Annotated in this window: 5 protein-coding genes and 1 pseudogene; all 6 read left to right on the plus strand. The window is 45.9% G+C overall.

The genetic code is table 11. From position 1 onward, the window contains the following. Positions 1–35 precede the first annotated feature (35 nt). The 6 genes and pseudogenes from DFR58_RS02510 (at position 36) to DFR58_RS02535 (ending at position 14,478) form a co-directional block, all read left to right on the plus strand. The gene (locus tag DFR58_RS02510; protein WP_114296229.1) at positions 36–1,145 is read left to right on the plus strand and encodes an iron ABC transporter substrate-binding protein; all 1,110 of its coding nucleotides are present in this window, start codon (positions 36–38) and stop codon (positions 1,143–1,145) included. Between the two features lie 122 nt (positions 1,146–1,267). Further along, positions 1,268–1,777, plus strand: a complete 510-nt coding sequence (locus DFR58_RS02515) for a DUF6036 family nucleotidyltransferase (protein WP_114296230.1) — start codon at positions 1,268–1,270, stop codon at positions 1,775–1,777. Further along, positions 1,770–2,120, plus strand: coding sequence for a hypothetical protein (locus tag DFR58_RS02520; protein ID WP_114296231.1), 351 nt, complete (start codon positions 1,770–1,772; stop codon positions 2,118–2,120). Before DFR58_RS02515 ends, DFR58_RS02520 begins: the two co-directional genes overlap by 8 nt. A 37-nt stretch (positions 2,121–2,157) precedes the next feature. Further along, the gene (locus tag DFR58_RS02525; protein ID WP_114296232.1) at positions 2,158–2,667 is read left to right on the plus strand and encodes a GNAT family N-acetyltransferase; all 510 of its coding nucleotides are present in this window, start codon (positions 2,158–2,160) and stop codon (positions 2,665–2,667) included. Positions 2,668–3,094: 427 nt separating this feature from the next. After that, a pseudogene (locus DFR58_RS02530) lies at positions 3,095–8,635 on the plus strand (SDR family NAD(P)-dependent oxidoreductase); the annotation flags it as partial. A gap of 233 nt (positions 8,636–8,868) precedes the next feature. Further along, positions 8,869–14,478: a beta-ketoacyl synthase N-terminal-like domain-containing protein gene (locus DFR58_RS02535; protein ID WP_114296234.1), complete on the plus strand. Its 5,610-nt coding sequence runs from the start codon at positions 8,869–8,871 to the stop codon at positions 14,476–14,478.

Below are 14,478 nucleotides of genomic sequence, written 5' to 3' on the forward strand. Positions count from 1 at the left end.
AATTTAACTAATAAATTCAGGGGGATGTGTTAAGAATGAATAAGATAAATAGGTCTTTAATAATTATAATGCTTGTGTGTGTGTCAATGGCTTTCGGGGCTTGCTCCTCAAAGCCTGCCGGGGGTGCGGCATCACACACGGATAAGGTTACTGTTACCGATGCTCTGGGAAGGCAGGTTGAGATTAATTCCGCGGCGAAGAGGGTGGTGGCTGTCGGGCCGGGTGCTTTAAGGCTGTGCTGCTATTTCAACAGCATTGATATGATAGTTGGCGTTGAGCAAATGGACAAGAACGAAGCTCAGGGAAAGCCTTATGTTATGGCAAACCCATCCTTAGCAAGCCTTCCTGTGATAGGTCCGGGTGGGCCCAACAATGCGCCTGATCCCGAAAAGATACTTGCGGCTAAGCCTGAAGTGATTTTCACCACCTATGCATCGGACAAGGCTGCCGCAGACAGCCTGCAGGCAAAGACAGGAATACCTGTGGCTGCAATAAGCTACGGAAAAACCTCTGTGTTTTCTCCCGAGGTGTACTCCTCGTTAAGGCTGATAGGAAAGCTTACGGGAAAGGAGAAAAGGGCCGAGGAGCTTGTAGAGTATATGGAGAAATGCAAAAATGATTTGGATTCTAGGACAAAGGATATTCCCGACGGCATGAAGCCTTCCGCCTATATAGGAGGGCTTGGAATGAAAGGGGCTCATGGCATTGAAAGCACACAGGGCAGATATGCGCTGTTTGATGCGGTACACGCAAATAATGTGGCGGACGAGACGGGAAAAACAGGGACGGTTATGATAGATAAAGAAAAGCTGCTGCAGTGGAATCCTGATAAAATATTTATAGATGGAAGCGGGCTGCAAATGGTTAAGGAGGACTACAGTAAGAACCCGTCATATTATGGGGCACTTTCGGCGTTTAAAAACGGAGAGATATACTCACAGCTTCCCTATAATTTTTATACAACAAACATCGATACCGCTATGGCGGACGCATACTATATAGGAAAGGTTCTGTACCCCGGGCAGTTTGAGGATGTTGAGCCGGGGGGAAAGGCGAATGAGATATATAAATTCCTTGTGGGACAGGAGCTGTATGCACAGATGGCGGAAAGCTACGGTGAGTTTAAAAAGCTGACCCTTCCATAAGCTTAATAAAAATTGCTGAAAAATGGCCTTTAAGTAATATTGTTAACCCCGAGCTTTTGGTATAGAATAAATTATGTGTATTTGCATAATTTATTGCTCATGCTGTTTATGGAGGAGTGGCTGTGGAAAATAAAAGCAGGGATATTTTAATACAAATACTGAGGGACATGGATGATTTCGCTGAAATGAAAGGCATTGATTATCCTCCTATATACCTGCTTGGAGGATCGGGATGTATTGTCGGTGAGTATTTAAGCAGAGCGACTACAGATTTTGACCTGCTTGATATGGAATATGCTTCAAGTATGGGCAGGCTGCTGAGAATACTTGACAGATATGACTTTCTTGATTTGTGCCTTACAACCATACCTCAGGACTTTACAAGCAGGGCGAAGAAAATTCAGGACTATAAAAATGTTTTTGTGCTTTCAAGGGAAGATATTATTTTAAGTAAGGTCGGCAGGTATTCACAAAAAGACATAGAGGATATTTCAATTCTCATTGAGAAAGCCGACAGAGCTTTGCTTGCGGAATTGATAGATAAGGTTGTGAACAGGGAGGATTTAGCTGAACGAGTTAAATCGGCTTTCACGGTAAATTTGAAGCTGTTCAGGGAGAGCTTTTATGTATAAGCAGTTTTGTAAAAACCTACGTCATTTTATAAGCATTATGGAGAGTGATGGCGGCGAAGAAAGCAGCAGGAGAAAAAATGCCGAGGCTTTGCTGCCTCTTGCTGATATTGAGGAGTATAAGAAATACAAGGACAGCAAAAAAGAGGAGTATAGAAGAATTTCAAGCTTAATTTATGACATTTCGAGGTATTCGGAGGAATACCCTTCATTAAAAAGGCTGGTGTGGGAGCTGTGGGCCTATGGATTCGATATCGGGCAGGCAAATGAGGAATTTGAGAGGACCTATGAAGCAAAGGAGGTTGCAAGGCTTGCAGACCTTATGCTAAGTACCCATTATTTTTGAATGTGAAAAATACATATGAATAATTGGAGGCTGTATTATGGACAATTTGACCGACACAAGGGCAGACGGCTTTAAGCTTAGATTTGCCGAAGAGGCAGATGTATCTTTAATTTTAGAATTTATCAAGGAGCTGGCCGAATATGAGAATCTTTTGGATCAGGTAAAGGCAACCCAGGAGACTTTGCGGGAGTCAATATTTAAACGCAGGGTCGCGGAGGTTGTTATAGCGGAATATGAGAATAGGCCTGTAGGATATGTATTGTTTTTTCATAATTTTTCTACCTTTGAGGGACTTCCCGGAATATATATCGAGGATTTATACGTAAGACCCGAGCTGCGTGGAAAGGGATTGGGGAAGCTGCTGCTGTCGTTCATGGCAGAGCTGGCTGTGGAGAGGAATTGTGCAAGGCTTGAGTGGGCCTGTCTGGATTGGAATGAGCCATCCATCAGCTTCTATAAGAAAATGGGGGCGGCTGCTATGGATGAATGGACGGTCTACAGGGTCAGCGGCAGAGCTTTGAACGATCTGGCAAACCGATATATATAGGATGCGATAAAGATTTTACAAACATAGAGGATATAATTGCTTACAGAAATTTTTAACTACAACGAAAAGACGCCTTGCGGGGAAATGTCTCACGGGTATGTCATCAGGCGCTTTTCTTAGATGTATTCCTTACGGGTCAAAAAAATTTCTTCCATCAAGTTATATCCTCCATGTAAAATCTTTATCGCTACACATATAGGCCAAAAAAGCCCCGCAATTGTAAAACAAAAAATTAAAAGCTGATTTCTAAAGTCTTAAATGGAATGTATTTATGTTCTATTTTAAGACTTTTTTATTTAAAAATATTACATTTACAACAATAATTTAACTTAATAGCATTATAATGAATTTGACTTGAACATTCATATATGATAATTTCTATTTAATACTAATTATTAAGGAGAAATGTATGGAAAAACATATTGCCGTTATAGGGATTGGAGCTTTGTTTCCGGATGCAGTGGATTTAAGTGAATACTGGAGCAATATACTGAGCCGGAAGAATTGCATAAAGGACATTCCGGCAGATTACTGGAATTTAGAGGATTTTTATGACGCTGATCCGTCAGCAAGAGACAAGACCTATGGATATAAAGCAGGAGTTGTGTCTCCCATAGATTTTGATTCTGCTGAATTTGGAATTCCTCCTAAGGTTATGGAGTCGGTAGCTGTGGATCAGCTGTTTGCTCTGGTAGTGGCAAAGCAGGCGCTGATGGATGCCGATATGATAGGAGAGAATGCCAAGCCGTTCAACCGTGATAAGACGGGTGTTATACTTGCTGCCGGACTTGGAAAGACTGCCTTTTCGCTGAGCCACCGTCTTGAAGCTCCAAGAATACGTAAAATACTTATAAACAGCGGAGTTCCTGAGGATATTGCAGAAAGGGTTATTGAACGCTTCAGGGATGTTGAGCTTGACTGGAATGAGGCATGTAACCCGGGATACCTTGCAAATGTGGTTGCAGGAAGGATTTCCAACCGTTTTGATTTTTCAGGAACTAATTGTACGGTGGATGCCGCTTGTGCCAGCAGCCTGTCTGCGGTAAAGTATGCAATTCATGAGCTGCAGTCCAAAAGCTGCGATATCGTATTGACAGGGGGAGTGAATCTTGATTGCAGCGCCTTTTCCTTTATTTCGTTTTCCAAGACCCCTGCAATATCAAAATCAAATCTTTCAAGACCCTTTGACAAGGACACCGACGGAATGATTATGGGTGACGGAATAGGAATGATGGTTTTAAAGAGACTGGAGGATGCCGAAAGAGACGGGGACAGGATTTATGCAGTAATCCGTTCTGTAGGTGCGTCGGGCGACGGAAAGGCCAAGAGCATTTTTGCACCCAGCAGAGAAGGCCAGATAAAGGTAATGGAAAGGGCATATGAACAGGCGGAGATAGATCCGAAAACAATCGGACTTATAGAAGCACACGGCACGGGAACCGAGCGGGGGGACGAGTCGGAGGCGAGTTCTCTTATTGCCTTTTTCAGAAGCTATAGTGCAGACGACGAATCAATAGGCTTAGGAAGCGTGAAGAGTCAGATAGGACATGCCCGTCTGGCTGCAGGAGCAGCGGGAATGATTAAGGCTATTATGGCGCTGCATCATAAGATATTGCCGCCTACCATTAATGTTGACAGCCCCTCAGCTCTATTAAAAGATTCACCCTTATATATTATAAATAAACCACGGCCATGGATTGTAAACAGAAGCAATCCTGTGAGGAGGGCCGGCGTAAGTGCCTTTGGCTTTGGAGGCACTAATTTTCATGTTGTGCTTGAGGAGTATGGAGGAGACCACAAGGGAGCGTACAGAATGCATCATATGCCCAGAGAGGTGGTTATCCATGCAGGTTCAAGAGAGAATTTAGCCAGGCTTTGCGAGGGCTTGATAAAGGAGCTTTCGGAGAATGGCAGGGCAGTGCTTGACAGGTTGGCGGCGGGCGAAGGGGAAATTCCGGCTGAGGATGCCAGAATAGGCTTTGTTGCAAAGGACGCTGAGGATGCATACAGCATTCTGCAAACGGCATTGCCTCTGCTTAAAAACAAAACTGAAGAGCAGTGGGATCACCCTGCCTTGGGCATATACTACAGAGAAAGAGCTGTTGAGGTCGAGGGAAGTGTAGTGGCTCTTTTCCCGGGACAGGGCTCACAGTATGTTGAAATGCTTGGCAGCCTGGCGCAGAACTATCCTGATATGCGCTCTATGCTTGAATTAGTGGATAATGCTTTGCTGGATAACAATGATGTGCCTGTTTCGTCCATTATTTATCCCGCTTCAATGTATGAAAAGGAAAGGCTTGAGGAGCTTGGACAAAAATTAACGCTGACGCGCTATACACAGCCTGCCCTTGCCGCGGTGTGCGGCGGCATCTACAAAATATTGGAGGGAAGGGGCTTTAGGGCGGATTACTTTATGGGTCACAGCTTTGGCGAGCTGACATCGCTTTGGGCCGCCGGAGCTATACACGACACCGAATACGCACGGCTTTCCGTTATGAGGGGCAGCCTTATGTCGGGAGGGCTGTCGCATCAAGAGGACAGAGGCTCTATGCTGGCCATAGGGGCTGATTTGCAAACGGCAAGGGATCTTATATCCGGCTTTAGCGGAATTTGCATAGCAAATGAGAATTCCCCCTCGCAAATAATCGTTTCGGGGGATAGCGGACAAATAGAACAATTAGACAAAAAATTAAAGGAAGAAAATATAAGAGGAAAGAGGCTGAATGTTTCCGGAGCGTTCCATTCCCCTCTTATGAAGGAGGCCCAGCAAGCTTTTTCGGAGGTTATAAAAAGCAGCTCCTTCCATGACATAGAAAGTAATGTTTTTTGCAATGCTACCGCACAGCTCTACCCTGAAAGCTCCTCAGATATAAAGGACATATTCGCGCGGCAGATTATAAGCCCCGTACTGTTTCAGAGCGCGATTGAAAAAATATATGGTGCAGGAGGCAGAATATTTGTAGAAATAGGGCCTAAAAAGGTGCTGAGCTCTTTAGTAGAGCAAATTCTCGGTAAAAAGGATTGCCATATTTTAAGCATAAACCCTTCTTCGGGGACAGATGCCGAAGTACAGATGCGCCAGACGCTGGTAAGGCTGAAGGTGCTGGGCATGAATTTGAAGGAGGACGGGTATCAGAGAAAGCTTTGTGTATCCGGCAAGGCTAAAAGTATTTCAACATATACCGTAAAGCCTACTCTGTTTTTTACTCCTGAGAAGCAGAAGAAAATGGATAGGGCTCTTGATGAGGTGGATGATGTTTGTTTAAAAAGGCCCCTGCCCTTTGCAGGGGAGCCGGAAGTAATAGAAGATGGAGGAGGCAGTGCAATGACAGGCGGTAAAAGTGAGGAAGTAAGGACAGTATATGAGGCCCCGACACAAGAGGGGGAAACAAAAATAATACGGGAAGCCGGCGGAAAGGATTCTCTGTGGGCTATTTATGAAATACAGAATCTCAACACCGGCGTTTTTGAGCAGTTTATGAAGAGCCAGTCGGGGCAAATGGATGTATTGAAGGAAATATCTGCGGGACAGGCCGGAATTGCGCAGTCTTTGAAAGAAGACCCGCATGTGGCAAAGGTAATGGATTCCATGTCCCGCTATATAGATATCACCGGGCAATTTCAGAAAAACAGCATGGACGCCTACAATACCTTCTTTTGTGAACAGTCCAAGCTTATTGAAAGATATTTTGAAGCGGAGAACAGGTGGGAGCCTGAGCTTGACAATACGCAATTTATCGAGCATAAGGCCGGTAAGCAAGAGCTAATACCTTCTATGGCTGAAAGCCTGCATGAAGAGAGGGAACGCATACCTCGGGCTGCGGAGGCAAAAAATACCGGATTGCAGGCCGACACCACAGCTTTGGCACGTGAGACTCATGAAGCGGTTAAGCCTCAAGCGGGAGCAGAACCTTCAAAGAGCTATATGCCGGTGCTTTTTTCAATTATAAGTGAAAAGACGGGTTATCCTGAAGAAATGCTGGAGCCGGATATGGATATAGAAACCGATTTGGGTATTGATTCAATAAAAAGAGTTGAAATATTTTCCGCATTGAACAGCAGTATTGCAAATGGCTTTGAGCAGGAGGATGTAGAGGTGCTGGCCGCCTTTTCAACAATACGTGAAATTGCCGGATATATAGACGGAAGGTATGCCACCGAGGGAAGAGGTGCTTGCTCCGCGGAAGAGCAGACCACGCCCGGTGCCGTTGCCTCGGGAGATACGGCAATGCCCGTTCCTCTTGAAAGGGAAATACAGAGCACCTTTTTACGCATCATAAGCGACAAGACAGGGTACCCGGAGGAAATGCTGGAGCCGGATATGGATATAGAAACCGATCTTGGAATAGATTCAATAAAGAGAGTGGAAATCTTTTCGGCTCTGAACAATGAGATGCCTGAGGGCTTTAACCAGGATGATTTTGATTCACTGTCGAGGCTTTCCACCTTAAAGGGTATTATCGGTTATTTACATTCACGGTACAGCGCAAAGGGAGGCGCAGCCGTTCAGGAGGGACAAAGGGGAGAAATAAAGCGGTTTGAGGTGGAAAAAAGAGATATGCCTTTGGGGCAGGTACAGCCTGAAAACACACTCAGAAGAGGAAATGTCATTGTTACCTGTGATAAAACCGGGGTGTGGAAGGAGCTGTTCCCGCTTTTAATGGAGAAAGGCTTTTCGCCTGTTTTACTGCAAGCAGGGGAAAGTGATGAATATAAAATACCCGCAAGTGTCAGGCTGGAGAATATGAAAGAAGGTTTTGATGAGAAAGACGTTGAAGAGCTTTTTGGAACAATTGCCGGTCAACCGGGGGGATTATGTGGAATTATAAACATACTTCCATGTGCGGGGGATATGGAAAATATAAAAGAGGTATTTGACAAGTCCCAATTGGGAATGGCAAGCTCGGCGTTTTTTATGGCTAAGCATTTCTACAGCCATCACCTTAACGCAAAGGAAGAGGTAAAGCACTTTTTTATAAATGTTGTTAGAATGGACGGGGAGCTTGGCTTAGGTGGAGGTTCTACAGCGGCGGTGCTTCAGGGGAGCCTTTTTGGGCTTGGCAAATCGCTTTCTCAGGAATGGAACAACGTATTGTGCCGCACCGTAGATATTCATCCCAAATGCGGTGCTGAAAAGGCAGCCCGCTATATTATGGAGGAGCTGTACGATGGAAATCCCCACGCTGTCGAGATAGGACGAGGACTAAGTGGAGAAAGGATTACTCTGGGACTCAAAGAGAGCTATGATACGGAATTTTCGGGGAATATGCCCTCAAAGGAGGATGTTTTTGTTATACCGGGAGGGGGCCGAGGTATTTCGGCACAATGCGCAATAGGCATGGCAAAAAGATTTGGATGCAAATTTATTCTTCTGGGAAGAACCGCTCTTAATGAGGACATTGATGAATGGAGCCCTGTATCGGCAGATAAGAAGCTGCTGAGAAAACAGGTTATGGAGGACGCAAGGAGCAGGGGGAATGCTCTTAAGCCAGCCGAGCTTGATAAAACGGTAAATTTAATTGCAAACCGGATAGAAATAAAGGAAACCCTTAAAAAAATTGAGGAAGCGGGAGGGCGTGCCGTTTATATGAGCTGCGACATAACCGATGCATTTTCGGTAAAGGAATGCATTGAAAAGGCAGCCTCAAGTCTTGGGAAAATAACGGGGCTTATTCATGGTGCGGGAGTTTTGGCGGATAAAAAAATCCATAGAAAAACGCAGGAGGATTTTGAAGCGGTATTTAATACAAAGGTGAAGGGCTTAGAATGCATCCTTGACAGCATAGATCAGGGGCAGCTTAGGTATTTGCTGCTTTTCAGCTCGGTGGCGGCCTTTTTCGGAAGCGGGGGCCAGAGCGACTACTCTATGGCCAATGAGGTATTAAACAAATTTGCGCATCAATACGGCAGGCTGTTTGCCGGTACAATGGTCATGTCCATTAACTGGGGGCCTTGGGATGGAGGAATGGTGGAAGAAACCTTAAAAATGATTTTAAGGAATATAGGGGCAAAAATTATTCCTATGGAAACAGGAGTGGCATATCTGGTAGATGAATTGTGCTATAAGCATGGAAACGGAGTTCGCCAGATTGTAGTCAACGGCACTGATTACCCTGTGCTTCCTAAGGTAGATATGAATGCAATGGAGCTTGTCAGGGCGTAGCAAAGTAAATAATACTTAAAAATATAAGGAGGAGGGCCATGGGCAAAATAGCTGTTTTGGGGATGGGCTGCCTGTTTCCGGGCTACACAGATAAGACTGCGTTCTGGGATAAAATAATGGGAAAGCAGCTTCTTACAACTGCTGAGAGCTATCAGGGAAGAACTATTGAAAGAGGAGCGCTTACATCGGAGCAGGAGAAGAGAGAGCAGTTTTTCAGAAACGTCTTTGAGGCTCCGCTGCTTGAAGAGCTGGAGGGCTTGGGACAGTTGTATAAATGGACTGCCTACGTCTGCAGGGAAGCCCTTAAGGAAAGCGGATATATGGGCAACTGTGATGTCTTAAGGCGTGCGGGAATGGTTATGGGAACCTTAAGTATGCCTGTAAAAGAGAATGTTGATATAATGAACTCCTTTTTAAAGCATGACCTGCAAATGCAGATCTGCGATCTGCTGGAGGATCAAGGCTTTGTAATGAACCTGCCTAAAAGCAATGACAATGTGGATAAGGCGGGGGCTTTTACAGATACCGAGCCTCCTGTGGCAGTCGCGAGGATACTCTCCTTGGGAGGGCCGGTGCTGTCCTTTAACTCTGCGTGTGCTACTCCGCTATATGCAATAAAGCTGGCTTCTGTTTATCTTGAGGCTAACAGGGCGGATATTATGATTGCCGGCTCACACTGCTCAAATGAAATTGTGGCGGGAAATTGCGGGCTCTTCGACATTTTGGGTGTTTTGTGCAACGAGGGGGAAAGCCGCCCGTTTGACCGCAATTCCAAAGGGCTTATTGCCGGCTCGGGTGCGGGCGCGTTTGTTTTAAAAAGACTTGAGGATGCGGTAAGGGATAACGACACTATCCTGGCGGTTATAGAAAGCGTGGGATGGTCCAATGACGGGGGAGGCAAATCTATTCTGGCGCCTGATCCTGCAGGGCAGCTGCTTTCTTATGAGGATGCATACCGAGATGGGGTTTCCGATCAAATAGATTATATTGAATGCCATGCCACCGGCACCAGAGCCGGTGATCAGGCGGAGCTGGATTCTTTGTCGGGCTTTTTTAAGCCAAGAGGGGTAAAACCGCTGATTGGCGCATTAAAGGGCAATACCGGGCACTTTTTTACCGCTTCGGCAAATGCCGCAATTGCAAAGGTCATCTTAGCAATGAGAAATGGCATAATTCCCGCAACTGTGCGGGTTAACGAAGCGCTTAAATCCTCTGACGGTTATTTTTCCGGGGATGATATGGTTCTTGAGAATATGCCTTGGCCTATGAAAGGCGGAAAAAAGCGCGGGGGTGTAAATGCATTCGGATTCGGGGGAATCAATGCGCATCTGGTTTTAAGCGAATACCGGCCGGAGGAAGACCTTGAGACAGGCATAAAAGAGCGTGAACCGGCAGGTGAGGGGATTAAAAGCAAGGAACTGCCCTCTGTTGCAATAGTAGGGATGGGCATACATATAGGGCCTATAGACTCGGTAAACAAATTTTTCAGGGTGTTGCTAAAGGGCAAGCCTGTGCGCCAGACGCCCGACACTTACCGATGGAGGGATATACAGCAAAACTCCCGGCAGCTTGAGGCTCTGGGTCTGTGTGAAATGCCGGAGGGGGCTTATATCAACAGCTTTCCTTTTGATTTTATAAAATACAAGTTTGCGCCTAAGGAGAACACATACCTTCTAAGGAGGGATATGCTGCTCCTGAATGTGGCGGAGCAAGCCTTGAAGGATGCGGGAATAAGGCCGGGGGACTGTAAAAACACCTGCGTTATTATCAATTGCTCTCAGGACTTTTCGGACTTGCATTTTATGGCCAGTGAAGAAATAAAAGAGGATATAATATCAAGTATAAGGCAGAGCTGCCCCAATTTGAATGAACGTCAGGTGCTGGAGGTATTTCGGATTGTACGCGAAGGGGAGATGGAAAAGGAAAACACAAACAGCGTCACGGGAATCATCCCGAATGTAAGAGTAAACCGCATTTCTGCTCACTGGAAGTTTAAAGGGCCTTCTTTTATGCTCATGGAAAGAGAGAACTCTATAGCGCGCGCCCTTGAGCTTTCACAATTCTTACTGGGGGAGGGGGCTGTCGATTGCGCGGTAATAGGCTCTGTAGAGCTTTCGGGGGAGCTTGAGCATATTTTTATGCAAAAGGAGCTTGGCAGACTGCAGCATCTGAACGAATGGGGAATTGGAGAAGGTGCGGCGGTATTGGTATTAAAGCGTAAGGACAAGGCGCAAAGCGAGGGAAACAGGATTTATGCCTTGATGGAGGGGGTTGCTCTGTCGGGCGGAGCTTCGGGTGCAGGCGCCGACGGGCAAAATGTCCAAGCCAGAATTGAGGAATATATGCTTCAGGCATTAGAGCAGGCAAAAATAGGACAAAAGGAGCTTGGATACCTTGAGCTTCCCCATGCTCTGTACCCGGGAGAGAAGGAAAAGGCTCTCAGGCTTTATTCCCAAAAGCACGCGCAGCTCCTTGACGCTGTACAGACAGGCAGTGTTGAGCAGGTTTTGGGATGCTGCTTCAGCCTTACCGCCGCCGCTGGCGTAATAAAAAATGCTTTGCAGCTTTATTATAAAGTAAAATTTCCTTCGGATAACGCCGCTTCCTTAAAGCCGTGGATGTGCCTTGGAGATAAAAGGGCTTCGGCTGTGGGCAGCTTTACATCAAACGGAAACTGCTCCCAAATAGTATTGACCGATTACAGGGAGGGTATTGGGGACAAGGAGGGCAAGCCGGCACATACCTCAACGGTTATGGTGGCTGTGGCCGGAGAATGTGAGAAGGAGCTTGAAGAGAGCCTGAAGAGTCTGGAAAAGGAAGCGTCGGGAAACAAAAGCTTAAAACGCATTTCGCGGGACAGCATAAGGCTTCTGGAAAAAAGGGACACGCTAAAGAGGGCTCTGACTATTGCTCTGGTATGTGAATCAAAGGAGTCGCTGCTGGAAGAAATTCATATGGCGGTAGAGGGAATGAAAAAAGCCTTTTCCTCTAATAAACCATGGCAGTCCCGGCGCGGTAGCTATTTTACCCCGCAGCCCTCAGGGAGAGACAAAAAGGTGGTGTGGATGTGCCCGCCGGGGCGTATGGTATCACCGGACAGGGTTTTTGACATTTTGCTTATGTATCCTGATTTAAAATATATACTGGGACAGTCTCTGGAGGCCGACCCCGAAAACAGGCAAAGATATATGGAGTTTGAGGATAAAATAAGAGATTCCTCCTTTGAAGAATATTTTGTTGAATTTTCCATAACTAAAATGACAATGGAGCTTGTAAGGACAAAGGCAGGTATTTTGCCGGATATGCTTATAGGGGCCAGCATGGGGGAGATAGCCTCCATGTATGCATCCGACAGTCTGGACTATGGCGAAGGAAAGGAGGGGAGAGTGCAGGGAGTACTTTCAAAGCTTGATAAATACGCGGAATTTGTAAATGACAAAAATATTTTTGAAAGATATTTTGGGCATAAGGTGGAATGCTGGGAAAACTGGTATGTGGTTCAACCGGTGGAGGATGTAAGGGCTGCCGTTGAGGACGAGGCAATGGTTTTTATTTCAATTATAGGCTCTCCCACCGATGTGATTATTTCGGGAGAAAGGGAGGCGTGCCGAAGGGTGCTTGGCAGGCTGGGAGGCTACAGGATGCAGCTTGACGGAAGCTCACACATCCATACCCCTGTTTCCGGGCTGTATTATGATGAGCTTTATAATATGGAACGCGCCGGAGGGATGCATATAAAGCAAGGGCTGCCGTTTACGCTGTACAGCACCTGCTTTAAAGCGCCCATGGAAAATACAAACGAGGCCTTTTCCAGAAATATAGCCGGAATTTTAACAGAGACGGTTGATTTCGCAGGCGTTTTAAACACAGCCTATGACGATGGAGGAAGAATATTTATCAATCTGGGCACAAATGAGCTTTGCACAAAATGGGCTGAAAACACTCTTGATAAAAATGATGTGCTTATTTTATCTCTCCACGGCTCTCAAGGACTTTTTGAGGACAACTGGTACAGGTTTCTGAGCAAAATAGTATCGCATAACCTTGCTGTTTCTACCGATAAGCTTTGCATGTCTGAGGATGCAGGCATTGACGAAAGGCCGGGCTTTATAAGGCCCGTTTCCACAGGGCTTCCCCACCACAGGGATAATGTGGCAAAATATGAAAACAGGCAGAGGGTAAAGGCTTTGGAGGAAAAGCAATTGCCTCTGCACAAATCGGTGCCGCTGCATGAGGCTGCGCCGCTGCATCCCGCTGCGCCGGCAGCAGCTCGGGAGGAGGTGGCGTATACACAGGCATACGGAGGAATTAAAGGCCTTTGTATGCAGGCTATGTCACAGAATGTGCAGGCATTTGTGCAATACCAGCAAAATCAGGATATGCTTATGCAATATGTAAAAACCCTTGCACACAGTGAATTTGCCCGCAAATTAAAAGGCTCGGGGAGTACGTCCTTTGCGTTGAGGATGGAACAAAAGCGCCCATGCATATGGGATTATGACGAGGTAATAGAGATGACTTGCGGCAGCATGTCAAAAGTACTCGGAAATGAGTATGCGGAGGTTGACAGCTATCCTGTCCGGGGAAGAATGCCCGCCCCGCCGTTTCTTTTTGTCACCAGAATTACGGCAATAAAGGCCGAGCTTGGGTGCTACAAGCCGTCAATGATTGAGATGGAATATGATATTGATAAAAGCTGCATATTTGCAATAGGAGAAAGAGTATCCTCGGTTATGTTTACCGAATCGGCACAGATAGGTATTTTTCTTGTGAGCTATATAGGAATAGATATAAGCTCTAAGGGGAGCCTGCGGTACAGAATCGCAGATACAAAAACAGTCTTTCATGATTACCTTCCCGGGGTAGGGGACACAATACGGGGAGTTTTTGAAATAAATTCCTTTATTAAAAGCGGAGACACCACTTTGGTATCGGCAACCTATAAATGCTATCACGGAGATCGCCTGTTCCTAAGCATGGATGCAATGGGAGGCTTTTTTACAACACAGGATCTCGAAAACTCAAAGGGCCTTATTACAAAGCCCCAAACGGCGGCAAGTGCAGAAACATCTCGGCAAAAGCGTTTCACCCCCTATGCTGTATGCAGCAAAAGCAGCTTTGAAAAAGAGGATATGGAGAGCTTTTACAACGGGAGGTTTGACATTTGCTTCGGTTCGCAGGAATTTTCGCTTCCCCGCTCAAAAAGGTATTTTATTTCTCCTTACGCAAGGATGGTTGACAGGATTAAGGAAATAAATTTTACAGGGGGGAGCTGCGGCTTGGGCGAAGTGTGGGCTGAAAAGGAACTCTTGCCTGAGCATTGGGCCTTTGACGCACATTTCAAAAATGACCCTGTTTTTCCAGGAAGCCTTATGCTGGATGCGGTTAACCAATGCCTGTTCTTTTTTGCAGCTTACTCGGGTGTATTAAGCCAATACCCGTCTATGAATATAGGGTCAATAAAGGATTCCTCCATGAAAACCGTTTTCCGCGGGCAGGTTGAAAGGGCGGTCTCAATGCTGCGTTTTCATATAAGCATCAAGGAAATAGTGCGGCAGCCGCAGCTTTGCTTTTATGTGGATGCCAATGTCTTTTGGGGAGATAAGAACGTACTGAGGACGGAAAATATATCTTTAACAATTGAATAA

Source organism: Anaerobacterium chartisolvens (assembly GCF_003337415.1).
GTDB lineage: Bacteria > Bacillota > Clostridia > Acetivibrionales > DSM-27016 > Anaerobacterium > Anaerobacterium chartisolvens.